This is a genomic window from Escherichia sp. E1130, from assembly GCF_005781065.1.
In the GTDB taxonomy this organism is placed as follows: domain Bacteria; phylum Pseudomonadota; class Gammaproteobacteria; order Enterobacterales; family Enterobacteriaceae; genus Escherichia.
The window spans coordinates 20,836-44,872 of record NZ_VATL01000029.1 but is presented as its reverse complement, the minus strand read 5'-3'; the positions used below and the strand labels follow the sequence as shown (position 1 = coordinate 44,872).

Here is a 24,037-nt window from a genome sequence, read left to right as displayed (position 1 = left end):
GACAAAAAATGAAAATTCAGAGGCGGGAAAATGTCGCGGAAAGATGGGTTGTTGGCGCTATTAGTCGTCGTTGTATGGGGGCTTAATTTTGTGGTCATCAAAGTGGGGCTCCATAACATGCCACCGCTGATGCTGGCCGGTTTACGCTTTATGCTGGTCGCCTTCCCGGCAATCTTTTTCGTGGCGCGACCAAAAGTACCGCTGAATTTACTGCTGGGGTATGGTTTAACCATCAGTTTTGCGCAGTTTGCCTTTCTCTTTTGCGCCATTAACTTCGGTATGCCGGCAGGGCTAGCCTCGCTGGTCTTACAGGCTCAGGCGTTTTTTACTATCGTGCTCGGTGCTTTTACTTTTGGCGAACGGCTGCACGGTAAGCAACTGGCGGGGATTGCGTTAGCGATCTTTGGTGTACTGGTGTTAATCGAAGATAGCTTTAACGGTCAGCATGTGGCGATGCTCGGTTTTATTTTGACCCTGGCGGCGGCATTTAGTTGGGCGAGTGGCAATATCTTCAATAAAAAGATCATGTCTCATTCATCCCGTCCGGCAGTGATGTCTCTGGTCGTCTGGAGCGCATTAATCCCGATAATCCCGTTTTTTGTCGCCTCGCTCATTCTCGATGGCGCCGAAAAAATGATTCACAGTCTGGTCACTATCGACATGACCACCATTCTGGCGTTGATGTATCTGGCATTTGTGGCGACGATAGTTGGTTACGGGATCTGGGGTACGCTGCTTGGACGCTATGAGACATGGCGTGTCGCCCCCTTATCATTACTGGTGCCGGTAGTCGGTCTGGCAAGTGCAGCGTTACTGCTGGATGAACGCCTAACAGGTCTGCAATTCTTAGGTGCCGTGCTTATTATGACCGGACTGTATATCAATGTGTTTGGTTTGCGGTGGCGTAAAGCGGTGAAGGTGAGAGGCTAACAAGCCCCGATATGCCGGGGCCTGAATAAACTACATGGCGTGTTGGTTATAATAGGGCACGCCCAGCGCATCCGATTTGTCACTGCCTGTACCCATGTGATTTAAATCGAACGGTGGTTGTTCCTGCGATGGGGGAACAATCACCACATCGCCACAGGAAGTAACGACCGGTTGCGAGGTTTGCTCCGCAAAGCTCTGCGCGGAAAACAGAATAAGCGCGGTTACCATTGCGGATAAAAGTGGTTTCATGATTGCCTCAGTGACGTTGTCACATTTTTATTAACTGTTGTAATGGTTCAATGGATGCAAATACCGCGACTCGCACTGCATATTGGTCATCCGATATTTATGCGGTGGAACATCAAAGTAATTTTTGAAGGTGCGAGTCAGCGTTTGCTGTGACTCGAAACCATAACGTTCTGCCAGATAGAGGATGGGCTCGTTGCTTTCTTTCAGCTTTTGCGCGATTTCTGTCATCTTACGGCTGCGGATGTATTGACCTAATGAATGGCCGGTTTCTTTTTTAAACATCCGTTGCAGGTGCCATTTGGAATAACCTGAACGCTCTGACACTTTTTCCAGTGACAGTGGTGATTCCAGGTTGTCCTCGATCCAGTCCAAAATGCTATGAATGGTAATAGCGTCAGTATTGCGTCTGGACATCGTCATACCTCTTTTTTTGTTTACGGCAGGACTTTCTTAAGCAAATGCTCAAGCGTTGCCACTTCGTCCGCCGTCAGGTTTTTTGTTAATTCTTGATGCAGGTCCTGGCCAACTAATTGATGGCATTGTTCACATATTGCCGCGCCACTGCTGGTGAGTTTCACCAAAACGCCGCGCTTGTCATTCGGGTTCGGCAACCGCTCAATCCAGCCTTTGCAAACCAGGCGATCCAACATGCGGGTCAGCGCGCCAAGGTCAACCGAAAGAACTTTTTTCAGCTCAACTGGAGTAATGCATGCTGCGCAGCGAATAGAGCAGAGCACTTTAAACTGTGCCGCGGTGATATCGAGCGGTGACAGATAATCGTTAAGCAGACGGTCTTTCTTCTGATTAACCATATGGATTAAGCGACCTAATGGGATGATTTCATTGAACAGGTCGCTGGTACTTTTCACAATGGTTGCCCTGGCAAGTAATTAGTTGCAGGGGATAATATTGCCCAGGCAAGTATAAGTCAAACGAATGAATCCCTCGATGCCACGATTTGCTAAATCGGTTCAAGTATTGCGCAGTGTGCTGCAAGATTAGTTAAAGAGTGAAACTTTCTCCTTGTTTACCCTTTATACTTTTCGCAGATAACTAGCGACACAGGATGGCAACCACCAATGTTAGATTTGTTTAAAGCGATAGGCCTGGGGCTGGTGGTGTTATTGCCGTTAGCTAACCCGTTAACCACCGTAGCGTTGTTTCTCGGGCTTGCGGGTAACATGAACACCGCCGAACGTAATCGTCAGTCATTAATGGCCTCGGTATATGTTTTTGCCATCTTGATGGTGGCGTACTATGCCGGACAACTGGTGATGGACACATTCGGGATTTCGATTCCCGGTCTGCGTATTGCTGGCGGCTTAATTGTCGCTTTTATTGGTTTCCGTATGCTCTTCCCCCAGCAAAAAGCGATTGACTCACCAGAGGCAAAAAGCAAATCCGAAGAGCTGGAAGATGAACCCAGTGCCAACATCGCCTTTGTTCCACTGGCAATGCCAAGTACCGCTGGACCGGGGACCATTGCGATGATCATCAGTTCGGCGTCCACAGTACGTCAGAGTTCAACCTTCGCAGACTGGGTTCTGATGGTTGCGCCGCCGCTGATCTTTTTTCTGGTTGCGGTCATTTTGTGGGGAAGCCTACGTAGCTCTGGCGCAATTATGCGGCTGGTGGGCAAGGGGGGAATTGAAGCGATCTCCCGCCTGATGGGCTTCTTACTGGTGTGTATGGGGGTGCAGTTTATTATTAACGGCATCCTGGAAATCATTAAAACGTACCATTAAAAAAGGCCCGAATGGGCCTTTCAACTATTGTGTCTGTTCTTCGAGTTTCACTGGCCAGCGGCGGAATATGACAATTGACCATATTAACGCAGCGAGAGCAGGCACCGCGCCAACATAGCCAATCATCGACATCGACCAGTGAAGACTCACCTGATTACCCACCAGCGCCCCGGCGCCGATACCAATATTGAATATCCCCGAAAATAGCGCCATCGCAACGTCGGTAGCATCCGGTGCCAGCGCCAGCACTTTTACCTGCATCCCAAGGCCGATGATCATCATCGCAATCCCCCAGAAAACGCTCAGTACGCCGAGGTGCATCTCACTGTTCGCTGCAGGTAACAGTAGCGCCAGGCACACCAGCAATAACGCAATTGCCGCACTCACCAGCGTAGACGCATACTGATTGCCGAGTTTGCCGAAAATCACACTACCAATAATGCCTGCGCCTCCGAGCATTAACAGCAATGCTGTAGCAAAATTGGCACTGAACCCAGCTACGTTTTGCACAAAAGGCTCGATATAGCTGTATGCTGTGTAATGCGCGGTAACCACCACTACCGTCAACAAATAAATGCTCATCAATGCCGGGCGGCGGAACAGTTGCGGAAGACTTTTCAACGACCCGGAATGCTCGCTGGGGAGTAATGGAAGTAACTTAATCAGGCATAGCAGAGTGATAAGCGCTCCAATACCAATGGCAAAAAACGTCGTTCGCCAGCCGAAATATTGCCCCACAATTCGACCAATGGGTAAACCTAATACCATTGCCAGTGCTGTACCGGTAGCGATTAAACTCAACGCCTGCGCTCGTTTACCTGCTGGTGCCATGCGAATCGCCAGAGACGCCGTTATCGACCAGAAAATAGCATGTGCGAAAGCAACGCCGATTCGACTGATCACCAGAACGGTAAAGCTCCACGATAAAAATGACAGCACATGGCTGGCAATAAACACCACAAACAGGCAGATCAGCAATTTGCGGCGTTCAACCTGACTGGTCATTAGCATAAAAGGCAATGACATTAGCGCTACTACCCATGCATAAATGGTCAACATGATGCCGACCTGAGCAGTTTGCATGTGAAAACTTTGCGCAATGTCAGAAAGCAGGCCAACAGGGACAAATTCGGTAGTATTGAAGATGAAGGCGGCTACTGCCAGCGTAACTACCCGTAGCCACGCCACTTTGCGGGAAACAGTGTTTGTTGTCATAACAGATTATCGGGTGAGTTGCGAAAAGGTGATGAAATGATCTTAAAACGGTTAATGATGTGAATACAATGACTTTGTGATCCACATCTCATTTTGCCGCTTCTTGCTGTTCCAGCGATGTGTCAAGCAGTTCAATAAACGCCTCAAGCTGACGAGTCTTCGTGCCACGACGCCAGACCAGCCATGTCGTTAACCAACGCCATTGCTCACCTAATGGCCAGGCTTCAACCTGATGATGCCCCGGCATACTTTCCAGCATGGAACGAGGAATAAGCGCAATTCCCGCTCCGGCGATTACACAGGCCAGCATACCGTGATATGACTCCATCTCATGAATTGTCCCCGGCGCTGCGCCGTCGGCATGAAACCAGCTCTCAAAGTGGCGGCGATACGAGCAGTTAGCGCGGAAGGCATAGATATTACAACCATTAACCTGACTGGCGCGGGTAACGGAAGTATGTCCTTGCGGCGTAACGATCATCAACTCCTCGCGGTACACCGGCATCCCGTCAATGGCTGTATGGTTAATCGGACCATCAATAAATGCCGCATTCAGTTTTCCCTCAAGTACACCGTCCAGCATAGTTCCGGAAGGGCCAGTGGAAAGGGAAAACTGAATTTTAGGATAACGACGGTTAAATTCTGCCAGTGTAGCTGGGATGCGTACCGCTGCGGTGCTTTCCAGCGAACCGAGAGAAAACAAGCCTTGTGGCTCATCGCCAGCAACAACATTTCGCGCTTCGTCGACCAACGCGAGAATTTGTTGGCTATAGCGCAAAAAATTATGCCCGGCAGGAGAGAGACGTAAACGCTGATTCTCGCGAATAAACAGTTCAACGCCGAGTTCTGTTTCCAGCTGGCGGATACGGGTAGTCAGGTTAGATGGCACACGATGCACTTTTGCTGCCGCCTGGGTAATGCTGCCAGCCTCGGCAACGGCGTTAAACATCTCCAGCTGGGTCAGATCCATAGCATTCTCGATTCGTGAACAAGTGACTTAATATTATTCATTTTCACGAAAGAGTAAAGCTGCGTATCTTCACACCATAACTCACGAAGGAGATACCCGGATGACCATTACTCCGCTTACCCATGCTATTTCAATAAATCCAGCCAATGGCGAACAACTTTCTGCACTGCCGTGGGCTGGCGCTGACGATATTGAACACGCACTTCGGCTTGCAGCGGCAGGCTTTCGCGACTGGCGCGTAACAAACGTAGATTATCGCGCAGAAAAACTGCGTGATCTCGGTAAGGCTTTGCGCGCCCGTAGCGAAGAGATGGCGCAAATGATCACTCGAGAAATGGGGAAACCGATCAAACAGGCGCGTGCCGAAGTGGCGAAATCAGCAAACTTGTGCGACTGGTATGCAGAGCATGGTCCGGCAATGCTGAAGAGCGAACCTACGCAGGTAGAAAATCAGCAAGCGGTTATTGAATATCGTCCTATGGGGACGATCCTGGCGATTATGCCGTGGAACTTTCCGTTATGGCAGGTGATGCGAGGGGCTGTTCCCATTATCCTGGCAGGTAACGGTTATTTGCTTAAGCATGCGCCAAATGTGATGGGCTGTGCACAGTTAATTGCTCAGGTCTTTAACGATGCAGGTATCCCACAAGGCGTATATGGCTGGTTGAATGCCGACAATGACGGTGTAAGCCAGATGATTAAAGACCCGCGCATTGCTGCGGTTACAGTCACCGGAAGTGTCCGTGCGGGAGCAGCCATTGGCGCGCAGGCTGGGGCGGCGCTGAAAAAATGTGTGCTTGAATTGGGCGGTTCCGACCCATTTATTGTGCTTAACGATGCCGATCTGGACCTTGCCGTGAAAGCCGCAGTTGCCGGACGTTATCAGAATACCGGGCAGGTTTGTGCAGCAGCAAAACGCTTTATCATCGAAGAGGGGATTGCCTCTGCATTTACCGAACGTTTTGTGGCGGCGGTAGCGGCGTTGAAAATGGGCGATCCGAGTCATGAGGATAACGACCTCGGGCCGATGGCGCGTTTCGATTTGCGTGATGAGCTACATCATCAGGTTGAAAAATCACTGGCACAGGGCGCCCGTCTGTTACTCGGAGGGGAAAAGGTAGCTGGCGCAGGAAACTACTATCCGGCAACGGTTCTCGCAGACGTCACGCCAGAAATGACCGCGTTTCGTGAAGAGTTGTTTGGACCCGTCGCGGCAATCACCATTGCGAAAGATGCTGAACATGCGCTTAAACTGGCTAATGACAGCGAGTTTGGACTTTCTGCAACCATTATTACCTCTGATGAAGCACTGGCGAAACAAATGGCAGCACGTCTGGAATGTGGAGGGGTGTTTATCAATGGTTTCAGCGCCAGTGATGCACGGGTAGCGTTTGGCGGTGTGAAGAAGAGCGGCTTTGGTCGTGAGCTTTCCCATTTTGGGTTACATGAGTTCTGTAATATCCAGACGGTATGGAAAGACCGGATCTGACGTCACATATTTAGCTCTGTTATACTCGCAGGTCTTTTCAGACCTGCGAGCAAGGAGCAGAGAGTGGCAGTCGCCATGGATAATGCAATCTTAGAAAACATCTTGCGGCAAGTACGACCGCTAATTGGTCGGGGGAAAGTCGCGGATTATATTCCGGCACTGGCAACGGTAGAGGGTTCCCGACTGGGCATTGCTATCTGTACCGTTGACGGGCAGCTTTTTCAGGCCGGAGACGCGCAAGAGCGTTTTTCAATTCAGTCTATTTCCAAAGTGCTCAGCCTCGTTGTTGCAATGCGTCATTACTCCGAAGAAGAGATTTGGCAACGTGTGGGCAAAGATCCGTCGGGATCGCCATTCAATTCCCTGGTGCAACTGGAAATGGAGCAGGGTATTCCACGAAATCCTTTTATTAATGCCGGTGCGCTGGTGGTCTGCGACATGTTGCAAGGGCGATTAAGCGCCCCACGGCAACGTATGCTGGAAGTGGTGCGTGGACTAAGCGGCGTGTCTGATATTGCCTACGATACGGTGGTAGCGCGTTCAGAGTTCGAGCATTCTGCGAGAAATGCGGCGATAGCCTGGCTGATGAAGTCGTTTGGCAATTTCCATCATGATGTGACAACAGTACTGCAAAACTACTTTCACTACTGTGCACTAAAAATGAGCTGCGTTGAGCTGGCCCGAACGTTTGTCTTTCTGGCAAATCAGGGGAAGGCTATTCATATCGATGAGCCGGTGGTAACGCCAATGCAGGCGCGACAAATTAACGCGCTGATGGCAACCAGTGGTATGTACCAGAACGCGGGCGAGTTTGCCTGGCGGGTGGGACTTCCGGCGAAATCTGGCGTTGGTGGCGGTATTGTGGCGATCGTCCCACATGAAATGGCCATTGCGGTCTGGAGTCCGGAACTGGATGACGCAGGTAACTCTCTTGCCGGTATTGCAGTACTTGAACAATTGACGAAACAATTAGGACGCTCGGTTTACTAATGCAGTCTCTTGATCCACTCTTCGCGCGTTTATCCCGTTCAAAATTTCGCTCCCGCTTTCGTTTAGGTGTGAAGGAGCGTCAGTATTGTCTGGAGAAGGGCGCGCCGGTTATCGAACAACATGCGGCGGATTTTGTCGCTAAACGTCTTGCCCCGGCCTTACCGGCGAACGATGGCAAGCAAACTCCGATGCGCGGGCATCCGGTGTTTATTGCCCAGCATGCTACAGCAACATGTTGTCGCGGCTGTCTGGCTAAGTGGCACAACATTCCGCAGGGTGTTTCGTTAAGTGAGGAACAACAACGTTATATTGTGACGGTTATCTACCACTGGCTGGTTATTCAGATGAATCAGCCATAAGAATGTCAGATTTCGACAAAGCCGTATCGGATTAATATCTTTATTTGTCACCGCTGCCAGTGAACATGCTATCCTTTATGAGAATTTACTTATTGCGTTAAAATAATTGCAGCCTGCAATTGTATGGACAGATAATTAATGCGTGTACACCCCATCTCAACTTTCCATTTGTTCTTGGAAGGCCATTTGCTACGTAATAGCATCGCGATTTTTGCGCTAACCACGCTGTTCTATTTTGTTGGTGCAGAGTTACGTCTGGTTCATGAACTCTCTCTCTTCTGGCCGCTGAATGGTGTGATGGCAGGGGTTTTTGCCCGGTATGTCTGGCTCAATCGGCTGCATTACTATGCAATCAGTTACGTGGCGATGATGGCTTATGATGCGATGACTACCGAATGGGGTTTAGTTTCACTGGTCATCAACTTGTCCAATATGATGTTTATTGTGACCGTGGCTCGGTTAGTGCTGAGGGATAAGCGACTGGGGAAAAATAAGTATGAGCCAGTAAGTGCCTTACGCTTGTTTAATTATTGCCTTATAGCCGCATTATTATGCGCAATTGTCGGGGCGGTTGGTTCAGTAAGTATTGATAGTCTGGATTTCTGGCCCTTACTTGCTGACTGGTTTAGCGAACAGTTTTCGACGGGCGTGTTAATTGTTCCGTGTATGTTGACGCTGGCGATCCCTAGGGCGTTGCCACGCTTTAAAGCAGAACAGATGATGCCGTTTATTGCGCTCATTGTATCGGTCATTGCCTCGGTAGTTATTGGCGGTGCGGGGAGTCTGGCGTTCCCATTGCCTGCATTGATCTGGTGTGCGGTACGCTATACCCCGCAGGTAACGTGTTTGCTGACTTTTTTGACGGGCGCGGTGGAGATCGTGCTGGTGGCAAATTCGGTGATAGATATCGCCGTCGGTTCGCCGTTCTCTATCCCACAAATGTTCTCCGCTCGTCTGGGGATTGCTACCATGGCAATTTGCCCAATCATGGTTTCCTTTAGCGTGGCGGCAATTAACTCGCTGGTTAAGCAAGTTTCTCTGCGTGCCGATTTTGATTTTCTCACCCAGGTTTACTCGCGCTCAGGTCTTTTTGAGGCATTAAAAAATCCGTCACTACAACAGACACAACATCTGACGGTGATGCTGCTTGATATCGACTATTTCAAAAGCATAAACGACAACTATGGTCATGAATGTGGCGATAAAGTTTTAAGCGTGTTTGCCCGGCATATACAGAAGATAGTTGGTGATAAAGGGCTGGTGGCGCGGATGGGCGGCGAAGAATTTGCTGTTGCAGTGCCTTCAGTGAATCCTGTGGATGGTCTGCTGATGGCGGAAAAAATCCGTAAAGGCGTAGAAATGCAACCGTTTATCTGGCAACAAAAAACGCTTTATTTGACGGTTAGCATTGGTGTCGGAAGTGGGAGTGCAACATTTCGTACGTTAATCGATGATTTCAACAAGTTGATGGTAGAAGCTGATACTTGCCTTTATCGCTCGAAAAAAGACGGGCGAAATCGAACCAGCACTATGCATTATGGCGAAGAAGTTGTCTGACAGGTTGTGATTTTTTTGCGGTGAACATCTAATTTGTTCTACCAATTTTGTCATTTCCCATTTTTACCGGAAATCATGATTACAAGCTTTCACTTTCCGGAACCTTGACCAACAGCACATTTTTCGCCAAAAAACGTGAATTGTTCGCCGCGAGTTGATCAAAACAGGGGTTCAGCGTATCAAAGTTTGCTAACCTGTCGTACCAATTCAAACAGGTTGTATGACTAATCAAAAGGGAACCCATTGTGAAAACACTAAATCGTCGCGATTTTCCCGGTGCACAGTATCCAGAACGTATCATTCAGTTTGGTGAAGGTAACTTCCTGCGTGCCTTTGTCGACTGGCAAATTGATCTCCTGAATGAGCACACCGATCTGAATTCTGGTGTGGTCGTAGTTCGTCCGATTGAAACTTCATTCCCGCCGTCACTGAGCACTCAGGATGGTCTGTACACCACCATCATTCGTGGTTTGAATGAGAAGGGCGAGGCGGTCAGCGATGCGCGTCTGATTCGTTCTGTTAATCGTGAAATCAGCGTCTACAGTGAATACGATGAATTCCTGAAACTGGCGCACAACCCGGAAATGCGCTTTGTTTTCTCTAACACCACCGAAGCAGGTATCAGCTACCATGCAGGCGACAAATTTGATGACGCGCCAGCGGTAAGCTATCCGGCAAAACTGACTCGCCTGTTGTTCGAACGTTTTAGCCATTTCAACGGTGCGCTGGATAAAGGTTGGATTATCATCCCGTGTGAACTGATCGACTATAACGGCGATGCGCTGCGTGAACTGGTTCTGCGCTACGCGCAGGAGTGGGCGCTACCAGAAGCATTTATTCAATGGCTGGATCAGGCTAATAGCTTCTGTTCAACGCTGGTGGACCGTATCGTTACCGGTTATCCGCGTGATGAAGTGGCGAAACTGGAAGAAGAACTGGGGTATCACGATGGTTTCCTCGATACCGCTGAACACTTTTACCTGTTTGTAATTCAGGGGCCGAAATCTTTAGCTTCAGAATTACGTCTGGACAAATATCCGCTCAACGTGCTGATTGTTGACGATATTAAACCGTATAAAGAGCGCAAAGTGGCAATCCTCAACGGTGCACACACCGCGTTGGTGCCAGTTGCGTTCCAGGCAGGGCTGGATACTGTAGGCGAAGCGATGAACGATGCTGAAATTTGCGCATTCGTTGAGAAAGCCATCTACGAAGAAATTATTCCAGTACTGGATTTGCCACGTGATGAACTGGAATCTTTCGCCAGTGCGGTAACCGGGCGTTTCCGTAACCCGTATATCAAACATCAGTTGCTTTCCATCGCGCTCAACGGTATGACCAAGTTCCGTACCCGAATTCTGCCTCAGTTGCTGGCAGGGCAGAAGGTGAACGGTAAACTTCCGGCCCGACTGACCTTCGCGCTAGCGGCATTGATTGCATTCTATCGTGGAGAACGTAACGGGGAAGCGTATCCGGTACAGGATGATGCCCACTGGCTGGAACGTTATCAGCAGCTCTGGAGTCAGCATCGTGACCGTATCATCGACACCCAAGAGCTGGTCGCTACTGTGCTGGCAGAAAAAGACCACTGGGAACAGGACCTGACGCAAGTGCCTGGCCTGGTCGAACTGGTTGCTAATGACCTGGATTCCATTCTGGAAAAAGGGATGCGCGAAGCTGTACGTCCGTTGTGCTAAAACTCTGAACCCGGTTTCGACCGGGTTTCTTATTTCACTATATTAGTTACAACATCCTATGTGCCTTTATCATTAACAGGTGCCACATGCAGCACCTGTTAATGTTGTAAGCTTGTAGGTAATTTGTAAGTAGCATCTTGAGAATGTGATCGTAATCACGTTTAATAGGGCGACTTTTCCACGCCTGAAGATAACCATGATTGTTCGTCCACAACAACACTGGCTGCGCCGTATTTTTGTCTGGCACGGTTCAGTATTATCCAAGATATCCTCGCGCTTACTACTCAATTTTCTCTTTTCTATCGCTGTTATTTTCATGCTGCCCTGGTACACGCATCTGGGCATCAAATTCACCCTTGCACCGTTCAGCATTCTCGGTGTCGCCATCGCCATCTTTTTGGGTTTTCGTAATAACGCGGGGTATGCCCGTTATGTTGAAGCGCGCAAACTTTGGGGGCAGTTGATGATTGCTTCACGGTCGTTACTGCGTGAGGTAAAAACGACATTGCCAGATTCGGCAAGTGTAAGGGAGTTTGCCCGACTGCAAATCGCCTTCGCCCACTGTTTACGCATGACGTTACGCAAACAACCACAGGCGGAAGTGCTGGCACATTATCTCAATGCCGAAGATCTTCAGCGTGTACTGGCTTCAAACACTCCAGCTAACCGTATCTTGTTGATAATGGGGGAGTGGTTGGCGGTTCAGCGACGCAATGGACAACTTTCAGATATCCTGTTTATTAGCCTCAACGATCGGCTTAATGATATTTCAGCGGTTCTGGCAGGTTGCGAGCGCATTGCCTATACGCCAATTCCCTTTGCCTACACCCTGATTTTGCATCGTACCGTTTATCTGTTTTGTATCATGCTGCCGTTCGCGCTGGTCGTGGATCTGCATTACATGACGCCTTTTATCTCTGTGCTGATTTCCTACACCTTTATTTCGTTGGATTGTCTGGCGGAAGAACTGGAAGATCCGTTCGGTACAGAAAACAACGATTTACCACTGGATGCTATCTGCAACGCTATTGAAATTGACCTGTTACAGATGAACGATGAAGCAGAAATTCCAGCGAAAATTCTTCCCGATCGCCGTTACCAGCTGACGTGATAATTACTCCGTACGTCGGGCAACAATAAAAAGTCGCGGGAATGCCAGCAGTATCTGCCCGTTCTCCTGGAGTGGATACTGCTCTTCCAGCATCTGATGGTAGCGCGTAAGAAAATGCTGCTGTTCGCTCTCAGTCAGATCCTGCAACCATGGGCGTAATCCGGTTGCGGTCACCCAGTCAATAATCGCCTGGTGCGACGGCATCTGGTGATAGTAAGTGGTTCGCCAGATATCAATCTCGCATCCGGCTTCGCTCAAAATATCATAATATGCATGAACGCCAGCCAGCGGCTCACGCCCGCGATCTGGATAATTTTGTTCCCAGGCGACTTCGCGCATCAGCACATGGGTCGGCTCCAGCCAGTTATCTGGCATCTGTACTGCCAACACACCATGGAGATTAAGTAATGAAACCAGATGAGGAAACAATTCGTAGTGGTCGGGCAGCCATTGCAGTGAAGCATTAGCAAAAATCAGATCGAGTGCCTGTTTCGGTTGCCAGTTGCGGATGTCTGCTTCCACAAACTGACATTTTGGAAGAGCACTGCGCGCTTCGGCAATCATCGCCGGAGACGAGTCGATGCCCGTTATCCTGGCCGCAGGCCAACGTTGATGCAGCAGGGCGGTGCTGTTACCTGGGCCACAGCCAAGATCTGCAACGTATTCGACATTCTCCAGCGGCACTCTGGCAAGCAGCTCCATCGCCGGACGCGATCGTTCAGCGGCAAAGTGCAGATATAAAGAGGGGTTCCAGTCAGACATTTTTTTACTCCCGTCAGCGTGTTACCCCAATTGTAGATAAAACTGATGAATTCGCCTCACGGCATCAACCCATTGAACACACGTTTTTTACGCGGCCCGGTCATTAGCGCTTCCAGTTTCGCGACACAGGTTTTGTAGTGGGGCGTAGTTTTATGGAACGCCACTGCGTCTTCATCTTTATAGGCTTCGTAAATATAAAAGCGCGAATTTACTTCCGGGTCCTGTAAGACATCGAAGCGTAAATTACCTTCTTCCTGTACCGAGCCCAGGTGGTTCTGGCGAAAGACCTCGATAAACTCGTCAACCTTGTCTTCATGAACGTTAATTTCAACCAGTGTGACGTGCATGATTCTTCTCCTTAAATCCGCAGTTACTGTTTTTCACTCAGATAGAGTTCATATGCCCGATCAGCCGTTTCGTTATGGTGAACCACCGCCTGTACGGCTTTCATCATCGCCACCGGATGGTCTGACTGGAAAATATTTCGCCCCATATCCACACCAGAAGCGCCCTGATCGATAGCCTGCCAGCACATTTCCAGCGCTTCGCGCTCCGGTAATTTTTTACCGCCAGCAATAACAATAGGTACCGGACATCCGGCAACAATCCGTTCAAAACCTTTATCGACATAATAGGTTTTGATAATTTGCGCCCCCATTTCAGCGGCGATTCGGGTCGCGAGCGAGAAATAACGCTGATCGCGCACCATATCTTTGCCCACGCCAGTGACTGCCATGGTCGGCATTCCCACTTTCATTCCAGCATCGACCAACTGAATAATATTTTTGATCGACTGATGTTCATATTCGCTGCCGATATAAACCTGCGCCGCCACCGCACAACTGTTCAGGCGCACGGCGTCATCCATCGATAACGCCACTGCTTCATTACTTAATTCCGCAAGGATAGAGTTCGCACCTGACGCCCGCAGGACCACTGGCTTATTGGTCGCGGGTGGCACCACGCTGCGTAAAATACCGCGTGTACACATTAATACATCGGCATGTTCAAACAGTGGGGCGATATTTATATCAATGCGTTCAAGTCCGGTAGTCGGCCCCTGAAAATAACCATGATCAAAGGCCAGCATCACGGTTTTACCCGTTTTCGGATTAAATATCCGCGATAAACGAGACTGCATTCCCCAGTCCAGTGCACCGCAACCTTTGAGGGTAAAAGGGATATTTTGTTGCGGTTGATCGGTGCGAAAATCTTTACCATCTTTAATATCGTCTAAATCTGCCATAACTTACTCCGGTTAAGTAATGCACATCAGAAATCGTATTTGCCGATATTTTCTTTATTGAAAACCACGCGCTCCGGTAACAGTACAATGCCATTACCGTCCGCTTCGTAGTCATAGCCCTGAACGCTGTTTGGCGAGACTTCCACCTGACCTACGCCCTCGATATCCAGCTTGTCGCCCGTTTTCATTGCACCTTTTTTCAATAATGCATCTGCGACATAGACCGAAATTTTGCCTTGCTGAACCACATCCCACAGGCCAAACTCTTTCACCGTGCCGCGCTCAACATACGGACGCATCACATTTGGCGTACTGAATCCGACAATCGCAACTTTGTCATTTTTCAGGTTTTCTGCGGCTTGTGCGGCAGCAGGCAGGGCGTTGGCGTCGGGGGCGATAATGACATCGAGATCGCTATAGGCTTTTAATATGCCTTCCGCAGTTTGTAACGATTTAGTGGCATCGTTATAGCCAAACTGCGTAGTGACAATTTCCCAGCCTGGATGTTCTTTGGCGATTTTCGCTTTCGCTTCTTTCACCCATTGGTTTTGGTCGGTAACCGTGGGGCTGGAGTAGAAAAACGCGACTTTGGCTTTGTCTTTATTTACCTGGCGCGCCGCCATATCCACCAACATACCTCCCAACTGGGCGGGCGTTCCCTGGTTAATGTAGTAAGAACGGCACTCCGGTTTGGTGTCAGAATCCCAGGTAAGTACTTTCACCCCACGTTGCATGGCGCGTTTCAGTGCCGGGCATAAACCATCTGGCGAAACCGCAGAAACGATAATGGCGTTATATCCCTGATTGACGAAGTTATTGATCAACTGTACCTGACCAGAAACACTGGGTTCTGTCGGCCCGTCGTAGGTCACATCAACGCCCAACTCTTTACCAGCTTGTTGTGCGCCGTTGCCACCGCTGGTAAAAAATCCCACGCCAACCAGTTTGGGAATAAATGCAATACGCTCTGCGGCCTGCACATTCATAGAGATTGCGGCAATGCCAAGGGCGCTAAGTAAGGCGATTTTCTTAAAGCGATGAAGTGTCATGAAGATATCCTTTATGGCAATGGGTTATTGGCCCGACGCGCCAGCCACTCTTTAATTTGCTGGCGATGCAGGCTAACGGAACGACCAACGACAACGACGATAAGCAGCGCACCGGAAAGGGCGCTGGACACCTGATTTGGCACTCCTGCCATTTGCAAACCTTGTTGCAAATATCCCACTAATAAAACCGCAATGGCGGTGCCGATAATGGAACCGGAGCCACCATAAATATTGGCACCGCCGAGCACCACTGCGGTGATGGCGGGCATCAGAAACGACGCACCGAGATCGGAACGTGCTGAACCAAAATACGACACTAGCAGCACAGCGGCGACCGCAGACGCCAGCCCTGTCATGGCATAGAGCGCACATAAGGTACGGTTAACTGGAATCGCGCTATAAACCGCCACGCGCGGGCTTTGCCCAATCAAAAACACGTTACGTCCGGCATGGGTTTTATGCAGCCAGAGCCAGAAAACGAGGAGACATATCAGGAAGATAATCAGCGGAACAGGGAGTCCCAGCACATCCAGGTTAGCAAAATCTGTAAACGCCATCGGGAATCCACCAATACCTTCGTACCCCGTCGCTCCGGCTATCCCGGAAAGCAGCAGAGCGCTTCCGGCAAACAGATATAGCGTGCCAAGCGTAATCACCAGCGGGTTAACTTTGGTATAGATAATTAATCCGGCGTTGATCAGCCCGCACAATGCGCCGAGCAGTAATGTCAGAAGAATCGCCAGTGGCATCGGCACACCACTTTGAAATAGTACGCCCAATGCAATGGCGCAAAGGCCGATGGTCGAACCAAACGAAATATCGATCCCGCCACTGACAATCACCATCGTCAGCGGTAGGGCGACAATGCCAATGCAGATAAAGTCACTGGTGCTGAACAGCAACATATTGAGATCTAACATCCGCGAGTTAATTGCACCAAATGCGACGATCTCAATAACCAGCAGTGCGGCAAGGGCCAGTTCCCAACCGTAGCGAATACGCATTACGCGGCCTCCCGTTTTTTACCTGACGAAGCGGGTTTAACGGATGGCGGTTGCGTCATAAAGCGGGCATATTTTTGCCGCCGCAGATTACGTTCCAGCGCGCAACGCAGGCGTCCATCAAACACCAGCACCGCCAGCAGAACCAGGCCCGCGATAAAATCATTCCACCATGCTGGAATGCGCAACAGCACCAGAACGCTATCAATCTGCGTGAGGAACCAGGCGCCGAGCACCGCTCCGATAATCGCGCCGGAACCGCCGAGCAAACTAATACCGCCCAGCACGCAGGCTGCAATCGCTTTCATCTCCAACCCGGTACCGGTCTGGTTGGGGATAAACCCAATCTGCGAAGCAAACACAATTCCCGCCAACGCAGCCATGCAGCCGTTCAACGAAAATGCCACAATCCTAATGGCCTCCGTACGAACGCCCAGTTGACGAGCGCCCTGTAAATTATCGCCCGTGGCATAAAAACTGCGTCCAAACGCCGTCTTCGCCAGCAGCCAGGCCATAAATGCCACCAGAATTATCGTCAACCAACCAATCGCGGAAACGCCAAACAGTAGCGGGGCGGAGAGTTGTTTCAGTTCGGCGGGTAATCCCTCAATCCATTTACCGCCAGTCCACAGCAACATGATGCCCCTGTACAACCCTAATGTACCGAGCGTAGCGACAATGGCAGGGATCTTTAGCCACGCGACCAGTACACCGTTGAAAAATCCCGCGAGCAAGCCGAGCAGTAACGTCGCGACACAAGCAACAGGCAGTGAATACCCCGCATTCAGTAATATCCCCAATAGCACCGCGCACATACCCGTAATTGAGCCTACCGAAACATCAATATTGCGCGTCAGCATCACCAGCGTCGCGCCCATCGCCAGCAGGATCAAGATTTGTGCGCTGCTATAAACCATGGTCAGCGTTTGCAGACTTAAATACTGACGGTCGAGAAAACCTGGCAACACAAACAGCAGCACCACCGCCAGGAGTGCCGTGATTTCACGGTTGTTCTGAATAAACTTCAGCATGACGCCTCCTGACGCTGACTATCGCCGAAGGCAACGCGCATAATGGTCTCGACATTAATATCGCGCCCGGTCAGTGCCGAGTGGGTAATTTCACCCTGATGCATCACATACACGCGGTCAGCCATCAGTTCGATCTCTTCCAGATCGGAGGAAATAAGCAGCACGGCCACATTTTGTGCGGCGATGCTGCGCAACAGCTGGTAGATATCATTACGCGCCGAGACATCCACGCCGCGCGTCGGCTCATCAACAATCAATACTTGCGGCGAAGCTTCCAGACATTTGGCAATCAGGATTTTTTGCTGGTTGCCACCGGATAAAGTTCGTGCAGCTTGTTCCGATTCGTTAAATTTAATATTCAGCGCGCGACGATATCGTTCCAGTGTGGCGTTATCTTTCGCGGTTTTTGCCCAGAATCCGCGTTGATTATGGGTGAGGGCGCAGACGTTCCACGCCAGCGAAGCATCGAGATTCAATCCTGAGGACTGGCGATCTTCTGGTAGATAAACCAGACCGCAATGCAAACGTTCTCCGGTAGTTAATTTATTGATCTCTTTACCATTCAACATGATGCACCCGCCACGCAAAGGCCGCAGACCATATAACGTTTCTGCCAGTTCAGTGCGCCCGGCCCCCACTAGCCCAGCCAGGCCAAGAATTTCTCCGGCATTCAGCGTAAAACTGACATTCATAAAACCTTCGCCAGTCAGATTTTCCAGCGCCAGTACCGATGTTCCAGCTGCATGTTGTGGGCGATTACCGGGCAACTCCAGCCATAACTTTTGACTGGCTGAGAGAGATTTTTCCCGCATTGCTGGCGTAATGGCCTGAATGATGTCGTCGGTAGACAGCTCACTGGTTTTGCCACTTAACGCGATAGTTCCGTCGCGCATCACGCTAATCCGATCGGCAATCTGGCGAATTTCCGGCAGCTTATGTGAGATAAAAACAATACCCACGCCAGTGGCGAGTAGTTCCCGCAAACGGCCAAACAAGCGTTCGGTTTCCGCAGGGGTAAGCGACGCTGTAGGTTCATCGAGAATAAGAATTTGCGAATCGCGCATCAGACCGCGCAGGATTTCCACCATTTGGCGGTCGGCAACATCCAGTGAGCCCGCCAGACTATGCAGATCAAACTGGCAGCCCAGCGCCGCCAGCAAGTTCTTCATTTTCTGCATAGAAAGCTGTTTTTTTGCCAGCCCATACAGGATGTTTTCTTTTATCGACAGACTTGGGAAAAGCAGCGGTTCCTGGGGAACGAGATAAATACCCAACTGATGAGCATGAACTGGCGTTAATCTGGTGTAGTTGTTGCCCCCAATCTCCAGCGTACCGCTATCAGCGGGGGTAATACCGGCGATGATTTTCATTAGCGTCGATTTACCCGCGCCGTTACCGCCGAGCAGGGCGTGGACTTCCCCCTGATGCAACGTAAAATCGATGCCTTTCAGGACATTAACCCCTGAATACTGTTTATAAACCGAGCGGGCGCAAAGTAGCGGTAACGCGCGGGTATCACTCGTTTGCATATTTCCCCCATTCAGTTTTGCAGGTGAGTTTTGAACAAATGTATTTTTACTTTTAATTTGTTCATAACCTTAGGTGGCTATTGCACATAATTCCGACGAATAGATCACAATTTATGCTATTTTGGTTTTTATGTTTGCGTTTGTTCATGTCGAATAGTCAAACTGTGGTTGCTATCACAGATATAAATGCGCAAGAACTGAACAATTGCATTAAAGATTTAAATATGTTCAAAGTGAAGAATGAATTATGACAATCAACGATTCGGCAATTTCAGAACAGGGAATGTGCGAAGAAGAACAGGTCGCGCGGATCGCGTGGTTTTACTATCACGACGGGCTGACCCAGAGCGAGATTAGCGATCGTCTCGGGCTAACGCGTTTGAAAGTGTCGCGATTACTGGAGAAAGGGCATCAGTCCGGCATTATTCGCGTGCAGATTAATTCTCGCTTTGAAGGCTGTCTGGAATATGAAACGCAATTACGTCGCCAGTTTTCATTACAGCATGTGCGGGTGATCCCTGGACTTGCGGATGCTGATGTCGGCAGGCGACTGGGGATAGGCGCGGCGCATATGTTGATGAGTTTACTTCAACCACAACAAATGCTGGCGATTGGCTTTGGCGAGGCAACGATGAACACGCTGCAACGTTTAAGTGGGTTTATTTCGTCACAGCAAATCCGCCTGGTCACGCTCTCCGGTGGTGTCGGCTCTTATATGACAGGCATCGGGCAACTTAACGCAGCGTGCAGCGTCAACATCATTCCGGCGCCATTACGGGCATCTTCGGCTGAAATTGCCCGAACGCTGAAAAATGAAAACTGCGTCAAAGATGTCCTGTTAGCCGCACAAGCTGCGGATGTGGCCATTGTCGGCATTGGCGCAGTGAATCAAAAAGAGAATGCGACGATTATTCGCTCCGGTTATATCAGCCAGGGCGAACAGTTAATGATTGGTCGAAAAGGGGCCATTGGCGATATTTTAGGTTACTTTTTTGACGCTAAAGGTGACGTTGTCACGGATATCAAAATACATAACGAACTGATTGGCTTACCTTTAACCGCGATGACAACTATTCCAACTAGAGTAGGTGTCGCAAGGGGCGAAAATAAAGCCGAAGCGATCGCCGCTGCGATGAAAGGCGGCTACATCAACGCGCTGGTTACCGACCAGGATACTGCCGCTGCGATTTTACGTGGTTAATTTAGCATCACCTTATTACCGGGAACGATGGAGAACGTATAGAGGAACAGACAGAACGCTTAAGCCGAGGACAATCTAATGGCTCGACTCTTTACCCCTTCAGAATCAAAGCATTACCTGATGGCGCTGGACGCAGGCACCGGAAGTATTCGGGCTGTGATTTTCGACCTGGAAGGCAATCAAATCGCAGTAGGACAGGCGGAGTGGCGGCATCTGGCAGTACCTGACGTTCCCGGTTCAATGGAATTTGATCTGAATAAGAACTGGCAACTGGCGTGCGAATGTATGCGCCAGGCGTTACATAATTCTGGTATCGCGCCGGAATATATTGCTGCCGTTTCGGCATGTTCGATGCGCGAAGGTATTGTTTTATATAACAATGAAGGAACACCGATCTGGGCCTGCGCCAATGTGGATGCCAGAGCGGCGCGGGAAGTCAGCGAACTTAAAGAACTGCATAACAATACCTTTGAAAACGAAGTTTATCGCGCGACCGGACAAACGTTGGCTTTAAGCGCCATTCCCAGATTACTTTGGCTGGCGCATCATCGTTCTGATATCTACCGACAAGCGTCGACCATCACCATGATCAGCGACTGGCTGGCCTATATGTTAAGTGGGGAACTGGCGGTCGATCCCTCTAACGCTGGCACCACGGGACTTCTTGATCTAACCACCCGTGACTGGAAACCTGCATTGCTGGATATGGCCGGACTGCGGGCTGATATTCTTTCTCCTGTCAAAGAAACCGGCACATTGCTGGGCGTGGTAAGTTCACAAGCTGCGGAACTTTGCGGCCTGAAGGCTGGCACTCCGGTGGTCGTGGGAGGAGGGGACGTACAGCTTGGTTGCCTGGGATTAGGTGTAGTGCGCCCGGCACAAACTGCCGTACTTGGCGGCACATTCTGGCAGCAAGTTGTCAACTTAGCCGCGCCGATGACAGACCCAGAAATGAACGTGCGCGTTAATCCCCATGTTATTCCTGGCATGGTACAAGCTGAATCTATAAGCTTTTTTACCGGACTCACCATGCGCTGGTTCCGCGATGCTTTCTGTGCCGAAGAAAAACTGATTGCCGAACGTTTAGGTATCGACACTTACACGCTGCTTGAAGAGATGGCCAGCCGGGTGCCGCCTGGGTCGTGGGGCGTGATGCCGATATTCTCCGACAGAATGCGCTTTAAAACCTGGTATCACGCTGCGCCTTCTTTTATTAACTTATCCATTGACCCGGATAAATGTAACAAAGCGACGTTGTTTCGTGCTCTGGAAGAAAATGCGGCGATTGTATCAGCGTGTAACTTGCAGCAAATTGCTGATTTTTCGAATATTCATCCCACATCGCTGGTCTTTGCAGGCGGAGGTTCAAAAGGGAAATTATGGAGTCAAATTCTCGCTGATGTCGCGGGATTACCCGTTAATATTCCGGTGGTCAAAGAAGCCACCGCATTAGGATGTGCCATTGCAGCTGGCGTCGGTGCCGGGATTTATTCATCAATGGCAGAAACTGGAGAACGTCTTGTACGCTGGGAACGGACGCATACACCAGACCCGGAAAAGCATGAACTTTATCAGGATTCACGCGATAAGTGGCAGGCTGTATATCAGGATCAACTGGGGCTGGTTGATCACGGACTGACGACATCGTTATGGAAAGCGCCTGGGTTATAGTTTTATTGACAGCCACATCCTGATAACCGTGGCTGTTAATTTTTGAGTATCGGTATTCCTATTTCTTTTCTTTATTAGGATTAGTTGATAACGGCTGGGCATGCCGGGAGTGAAATATATCTGCTAAACCGTATCAAGCCGCATGCCGAAGATGGTATGCGGTTTAGTATTGACGACTTTAGTCAGCAACCTCAAATGGCACATCAGCGCCGTTTTTTAATCCTCCATTTTATCCGCGATCGCGGATATCGCAGCGGTTATCCTGTATAGCGGATAAAATGCGTTTACAGATTGACTTTATCCTCACTAAGGGATAAAACTGACAATATCCCCTTGAGCGGATAAACTTCTTGTGGACGTATGGCATGATGAGCTTTCCGATGATCTATAGCCCAACGCAATTAGCGAATGCAATGAAACTGGTTCGTCAGCAAAATGGCTGGACGCAGAGCGAGCTGGCGAAAAAAATCGGCATTAAGCAGGCGACGATTTCGAATTTCGAGAATAATCCCGATAACACCACGCTGACGACATTTTTTAAGATATTACAGTCACTTGAACTCTCAATGACGCTATGCGACACGAAAAACGCTGCGCCAGAATCAACAGAACAGCAAGATCTGGAGTGGTAATGCCTAAACTTGTCACTTGGATGAACAACCAGCGGGTAGGCGAGTTAACGAAGTTGGCCAATGGCGCGCACACTTTTAGGTATGCGCCGGAGTGGTTAGCCAACCGTTATGCCAGGCCGTTGTCGCTATCGCTGCCATTGCAGAGGGGGAATATCACCTCTGATGCCGTGTTTAACTTCTTCGATAACCTGTTACCCGATAGCCCGGTTGTACGCGACCGGATCGTTAAACGTTATCATGCTAAATCCAGACAACCGTTTGATTTATTGTCAGAAATAGGGCGAGACAGCGTTGGCGCCGTGACGTTATTACCAGAAGATGAAACCGTAACGCACCCGATAATGGCATGGGAAAAGCTTACTGACGCCAGACTTGAAGAAGTATTAACGGCTTATAAAGCAGATATTCCGCTAGGCATGATAAGAGAAGAAAATGACTTTCGCATCTCGGTTGCTGGCGCGCAGGAAAAGACCGCGCTGCTCAGAATGGGCAATGACTGGTGCATTCCGAAAGGAATAACGCCAACGACGCATATCATTAAATTACCGATTGGTGAAATCAGGCAGCCCAACGCGACGCTCGATCTCAGTCAAAGCGTGGATAATGAATATTACTGTCTGCTGCTGGCGAAAGAACTCGGGTTGAATGTTCCGGACGCAGAAATCATAAAAGCGGGTAGAGTGCGCGCGTTAGCGGTCGAACGCTTTGACAGGCGCTGGAATACTGAACGAACGATTTTACTTCGCTTGCCACAGGAGGATATGTGTCAGACATTCGGTTTACCTTCATCGGTGAAATATGAATCTGACGGAGGCCCGGGCATTGCGCGGATCATGGCGTTTTTAATGGGGTCCAGCGAGGCGCTTCGCGATCGTTATGATTTTATGAAATTCCAGGTATTCCAGTGGTTGATTGGCGCGACGGACGGCCATGCGAAAAATTTTTCGGTTTTTATCCAGGCCGGTGGCAGTTATCGACTCACGCCATTTTACGACATCATTTCAGCATTTCCGGTATTGGGTGGCGCGGGAATACACATCAGCGATCTCAAACTGGCAATGGGGCTTAACGCATCCAAAGGCAGAAAAACGGCAATCGATAAAATTTATCCGCGACATTTTTTGGCGACAGCAAAGGCGCTGAAATTCCCGGAAGTGCAGATGCATGAAATCCTGAGTGACTTTGCCAGAATGATTCCCGCAGCACTGGATAACGTGAAGACTTCATTACCGGCAGATTTTCCGGAGAATGTGGTGACAGCAATTGAAACCAATGTGTTGAGGTTGCACGGTCGGTTAAGCCGAGAATACGGAATTAAGTGAGATGTGGGGTTTGGTCGTTGCTAATGAGCAGGACAATCATGACCGCTAAAGACTGGATTTTCCCTTTGTTTATGTTGGTGCGCATAATGTATATTATGTTAAATGACGAATTGGATTGGATAAGCAACGTCTTACACCCACGTCTCGCCTCGTGGAGTCAGCAAATGACTACCCTATTGTCGGAATCTTGATTCCCCAGGATGCTGGAGCTCTCTTTCAATTTTCTAACTACCCCGCCAAGTGGACAGTGGCTACAGTTGATGGATATCCCCCCAGCCTTT

The 24,037-nt window shown here is 49.6% G+C and carries 24 protein-coding genes; 12 read left to right on the top strand and 12 right to left on the bottom strand.

Annotation, left to right across the window (positions count from 1 at the left end; translation table 11 throughout):
• Positions 1 to 30: 30 nt before the first annotated feature.
• Positions 31 to 930, top strand: a complete 900-nt coding sequence (gene eamA, locus FEK66_RS22025) for an O-acetylserine/cysteine exporter (protein ID WP_130260617.1) — start codon at positions 31 to 33, stop codon at positions 928 to 930.
• A gap of 30 nt (positions 931 to 960) precedes the next feature.
• Here the strand turns inward: eamA and marB are convergent, their stop codons facing one another.
• Genes marB through marR form a run of 3 tightly spaced genes read right to left on the bottom strand, consistent with a single transcriptional unit; the run spans position 961 to position 2,048 of the window.
• On the bottom strand, positions 961 to 1,179 hold the full coding sequence (gene marB / locus FEK66_RS22020) for a multiple antibiotic resistance protein MarB (protein ID WP_130209257.1): 219 nt from the start codon (positions 1,177 to 1,179) through the stop codon (positions 961 to 963).
• A 30-nt stretch (positions 1,180 to 1,209) separates the two neighbouring features.
• Positions 1,210 to 1,593 (bottom strand): MDR efflux pump AcrAB transcriptional activator MarA, encoded by a 384-nt coding sequence (marA, locus tag FEK66_RS22015; RefSeq protein ID WP_130209255.1) that lies wholly within the window; start codon positions 1,591 to 1,593, stop codon positions 1,210 to 1,212.
• Positions 1,594 to 1,613: 20 nt separating this feature from the next.
• Positions 1,614 to 2,048: a multiple antibiotic resistance transcriptional regulator MarR gene (gene marR / locus FEK66_RS22010; protein ID WP_130209253.1), complete on the bottom strand. Its 435-nt coding sequence runs from the start codon at positions 2,046 to 2,048 to the stop codon at positions 1,614 to 1,616.
• A gap of 210 nt (positions 2,049 to 2,258) precedes the next feature.
• Between marR and marC the strand changes: the two genes are divergently transcribed.
• Entirely contained in the window at positions 2,259 to 2,924 is a 666-nt protein-coding gene (gene marC, locus FEK66_RS22005; RefSeq protein WP_130209251.1) for an NAAT family transporter MarC, read from the top strand.
• A gap of 24 nt (positions 2,925 to 2,948) precedes the next feature.
• Here marC and ydeA read toward each other — a convergent pair whose 3' ends face one another.
• Together ydeA and FEK66_RS21995 are read right to left on the bottom strand one after the other, a co-directional pair.
• Positions 2,949 to 4,139: an L-arabinose MFS transporter gene (gene ydeA, locus FEK66_RS22000; RefSeq protein ID WP_130260618.1), complete on the bottom strand. Its 1,191-nt coding sequence runs from the start codon at positions 4,137 to 4,139 to the stop codon at positions 2,949 to 2,951.
• Between the two features lie 88 nt (positions 4,140 to 4,227).
• Positions 4,228 to 5,109 (bottom strand): LysR family transcriptional regulator, encoded by an 882-nt coding sequence (locus FEK66_RS21995; RefSeq protein ID WP_135495307.1) that lies wholly within the window; start codon positions 5,107 to 5,109, stop codon positions 4,228 to 4,230.
• Between the two features lie 100 nt (positions 5,110 to 5,209).
• Between FEK66_RS21995 and sad the strand changes: the two genes are divergently transcribed.
• From sad to FEK66_RS21965, 6 genes are all read left to right on the top strand, one after another.
• Positions 5,210 to 6,598, top strand: coding sequence for a succinate-semialdehyde dehydrogenase (sad, locus tag FEK66_RS21990; protein ID WP_135495306.1), 1,389 nt, complete (start codon positions 5,210 to 5,212; stop codon positions 6,596 to 6,598).
• A 63-nt stretch (positions 6,599 to 6,661) separates the two neighbouring features.
• Complete coding sequence (gene glsB / locus FEK66_RS21985; RefSeq protein ID WP_130260621.1) at positions 6,662 to 7,588, top strand: glutaminase B; 927 nt, start codon at positions 6,662 to 6,664, stop codon at positions 7,586 to 7,588.
• Positions 7,588 to 7,947: a DUF4186 domain-containing protein gene (locus FEK66_RS21980; RefSeq protein ID WP_001191034.1), complete on the top strand. Its 360-nt coding sequence runs from the start codon at positions 7,588 to 7,590 to the stop codon at positions 7,945 to 7,947. Before glsB ends, FEK66_RS21980 begins: the two co-directional genes overlap by 1 nt.
• 138 nt (positions 7,948 to 8,085) lie before the next feature.
• Positions 8,086 to 9,504 carry a diguanylate cyclase gene (locus FEK66_RS21975; RefSeq protein ID WP_131161903.1) on the top strand — a complete coding sequence of 473 codons (1,419 nt, stop codon included), beginning with the start codon at positions 8,086 to 8,088 and terminating at the stop codon, positions 9,502 to 9,504.
• 245 nt (positions 9,505 to 9,749) lie between these two features.
• Positions 9,750 to 11,201, top strand: coding sequence for a tagaturonate reductase (gene uxaB, locus FEK66_RS21970; protein WP_135495305.1), 1,452 nt, complete (start codon positions 9,750 to 9,752; stop codon positions 11,199 to 11,201).
• A 196-nt stretch (positions 11,202 to 11,397) separates the two neighbouring features.
• Complete coding sequence (locus FEK66_RS21965) at positions 11,398 to 12,312, top strand: bestrophin family protein (RefSeq protein ID WP_130209241.1); 915 nt, start codon at positions 11,398 to 11,400, stop codon at positions 12,310 to 12,312.
• Between the two features lie 3 nt (positions 12,313 to 12,315).
• On the opposite strand, the gene tam is transcribed toward FEK66_RS21965, so the two are convergent.
• The 7 genes from tam to lsrA are packed head-to-tail and all read right to left on the bottom strand — an operon-like array spanning position 12,316 to position 18,930.
• Positions 12,316 to 13,074: a trans-aconitate 2-methyltransferase gene (gene tam, locus FEK66_RS21960; RefSeq protein WP_130209239.1), complete on the bottom strand. Its 759-nt coding sequence runs from the start codon at positions 13,072 to 13,074 to the stop codon at positions 12,316 to 12,318.
• A gap of 56 nt (positions 13,075 to 13,130) precedes the next feature.
• Positions 13,131 to 13,421, bottom strand: coding sequence for a (4S)-4-hydroxy-5-phosphonooxypentane-2,3-dione isomerase (gene lsrG, locus FEK66_RS21955; protein WP_130209237.1), 291 nt, complete (start codon positions 13,419 to 13,421; stop codon positions 13,131 to 13,133).
• Positions 13,422 to 13,444: 23 nt separating this feature from the next.
• A complete protein-coding gene (lsrF, locus tag FEK66_RS21950; protein ID WP_000774178.1) occupies positions 13,445 to 14,320 on the bottom strand; it encodes a 3-hydroxy-5-phosphonooxypentane-2,4-dione thiolase in 876 nt (291 codons plus the stop codon).
• Between the two features lie 26 nt (positions 14,321 to 14,346).
• On the bottom strand, positions 14,347 to 15,369 hold the full coding sequence (lsrB, locus tag FEK66_RS21945; RefSeq protein WP_130224822.1) for an autoinducer 2 ABC transporter substrate-binding protein LsrB: 1,023 nt from the start codon (positions 15,367 to 15,369) through the stop codon (positions 14,347 to 14,349).
• An 11-nt stretch (positions 15,370 to 15,380) separates the two neighbouring features.
• Positions 15,381 to 16,373 carry an autoinducer 2 ABC transporter permease LsrD gene (lsrD, locus tag FEK66_RS21940; protein ID WP_135495304.1) on the bottom strand — a complete coding sequence of 331 codons (993 nt, stop codon included), beginning with the start codon at positions 16,371 to 16,373 and terminating at the stop codon, positions 15,381 to 15,383.
• Positions 16,373 to 17,401: an autoinducer 2 ABC transporter permease LsrC gene (gene lsrC / locus FEK66_RS21935; RefSeq protein WP_130224824.1), complete on the bottom strand. Its 1,029-nt coding sequence runs from the start codon at positions 17,399 to 17,401 to the stop codon at positions 16,373 to 16,375. Before lsrC ends, lsrD begins: the two co-directional genes overlap by 1 nt.
• Complete coding sequence (lsrA, locus tag FEK66_RS21930) at positions 17,395 to 18,930, bottom strand: autoinducer 2 ABC transporter ATP-binding protein LsrA (protein ID WP_135495303.1); 1,536 nt, start codon at positions 18,928 to 18,930, stop codon at positions 17,395 to 17,397. Before lsrA ends, lsrC begins: the two co-directional genes overlap by 7 nt.
• A gap of 247 nt (positions 18,931 to 19,177) precedes the next feature.
• Between lsrA and lsrR the strand changes: the two genes are divergently transcribed.
• The 4 genes from lsrR to hipA all read left to right on the top strand — a co-directional run bounded on the left by lsrR (position 19,178) and on the right by hipA (position 23,756).
• Entirely contained in the window at positions 19,178 to 20,131 is a 954-nt protein-coding gene (gene lsrR / locus FEK66_RS21925) for a transcriptional regulator LsrR (RefSeq protein WP_135495302.1), read from the top strand.
• A gap of 78 nt (positions 20,132 to 20,209) precedes the next feature.
• The gene (gene lsrK / locus FEK66_RS21920; protein ID WP_135495301.1) at positions 20,210 to 21,802 is read left to right on the top strand and encodes an autoinducer-2 kinase; all 1,593 of its coding nucleotides are present in this window, start codon (positions 20,210 to 20,212) and stop codon (positions 21,800 to 21,802) included.
• A 365-nt stretch (positions 21,803 to 22,167) separates the two neighbouring features.
• A complete protein-coding gene (gene hipB, locus FEK66_RS21915; protein WP_135495300.1) occupies positions 22,168 to 22,434 on the top strand; it encodes a type II toxin-antitoxin system antitoxin HipB in 267 nt (88 codons plus the stop codon).
• Positions 22,434 to 23,756: a type II toxin-antitoxin system serine/threonine protein kinase toxin HipA gene (gene hipA / locus FEK66_RS21910; RefSeq protein WP_130260633.1), complete on the top strand. Its 1,323-nt coding sequence runs from the start codon at positions 22,434 to 22,436 to the stop codon at positions 23,754 to 23,756. The genes hipB and hipA overlap by 1 nt, the downstream gene beginning before the upstream one ends.
• The last annotated feature ends 281 nt before the right edge of the window (positions 23,757 to 24,037 follow it).

Bases quoted from the DNA above. Each gene is read 5' to 3' on its own strand.
- eamA (WP_130260617.1), top strand. From the start codon at position 31: ATGTCGCGGAAAGATGGGTTGTTGGCGCTATTAGTCGTCGTTGTATGG.
- marB (WP_130209257.1), bottom strand. From the start codon at position 1,179: ATGAAACCACTTTTATCCGCAATGGTAACCGCGCTTATTCTGTTTTCC.
- marA (WP_130209255.1), bottom strand. From the start codon at position 1,593: ATGTCCAGACGCAATACTGACGCTATTACCATTCATAGCATTTTGGAC.
- marC (WP_130209251.1), top strand. From the start codon at position 2,259: ATGTTAGATTTGTTTAAAGCGATAGGCCTGGGGCTGGTGGTGTTATTG.
- ydeA (WP_130260618.1), bottom strand. From the start codon at position 4,139: ATGACAACAAACACTGTTTCCCGCAAAGTGGCGTGGCTACGGGTAGTT.
- FEK66_RS21995 (WP_135495307.1), bottom strand. From the start codon at position 5,109: ATGGATCTGACCCAGCTGGAGATGTTTAACGCCGTTGCCGAGGCTGGC.
- sad (WP_135495306.1), top strand. From the start codon at position 5,210: ATGACCATTACTCCGCTTACCCATGCTATTTCAATAAATCCAGCCAAT.
- FEK66_RS21980 (WP_001191034.1), top strand. From the start codon at position 7,588: ATGCAGTCTCTTGATCCACTCTTCGCGCGTTTATCCCGTTCAAAATTT.
- FEK66_RS21975 (WP_131161903.1), top strand. From the start codon at position 8,086: ATGCGTGTACACCCCATCTCAACTTTCCATTTGTTCTTGGAAGGCCAT.
- FEK66_RS21965 (WP_130209241.1), top strand. From the start codon at position 11,398: ATGATTGTTCGTCCACAACAACACTGGCTGCGCCGTATTTTTGTCTGG.
- tam (WP_130209239.1), bottom strand. From the start codon at position 13,074: ATGTCTGACTGGAACCCCTCTTTATATCTGCACTTTGCCGCTGAACGA.
- lsrG (WP_130209237.1), bottom strand. From the start codon at position 13,421: ATGCACGTCACACTGGTTGAAATTAACGTTCATGAAGACAAGGTTGAC.
- lsrF (WP_000774178.1), bottom strand. From the start codon at position 14,320: ATGGCAGATTTAGACGATATTAAAGATGGTAAAGATTTTCGCACCGAT.
- lsrB (WP_130224822.1), bottom strand. From the start codon at position 15,369: ATGACACTTCATCGCTTTAAGAAAATCGCCTTACTTAGCGCCCTTGGC.
- lsrD (WP_135495304.1), bottom strand. From the start codon at position 16,373: ATGCGTATTCGCTACGGTTGGGAACTGGCCCTTGCCGCACTGCTGGTT.
- lsrC (WP_130224824.1), bottom strand. From the start codon at position 17,401: ATGCTGAAGTTTATTCAGAACAACCGTGAAATCACGGCACTCCTGGCG.
- lsrA (WP_135495303.1), bottom strand. From the start codon at position 18,930: ATGCAAACGAGTGATACCCGCGCGTTACCGCTACTTTGCGCCCGCTCG.
- lsrR (WP_135495302.1), top strand. From the start codon at position 19,178: ATGACAATCAACGATTCGGCAATTTCAGAACAGGGAATGTGCGAAGAA.
- lsrK (WP_135495301.1), top strand. From the start codon at position 20,210: ATGGCTCGACTCTTTACCCCTTCAGAATCAAAGCATTACCTGATGGCG.
- hipB (WP_135495300.1), top strand. From the start codon at position 22,168: ATGATGAGCTTTCCGATGATCTATAGCCCAACGCAATTAGCGAATGCA.
- hipA (WP_130260633.1), top strand. From the start codon at position 22,434: ATGCCTAAACTTGTCACTTGGATGAACAACCAGCGGGTAGGCGAGTTA.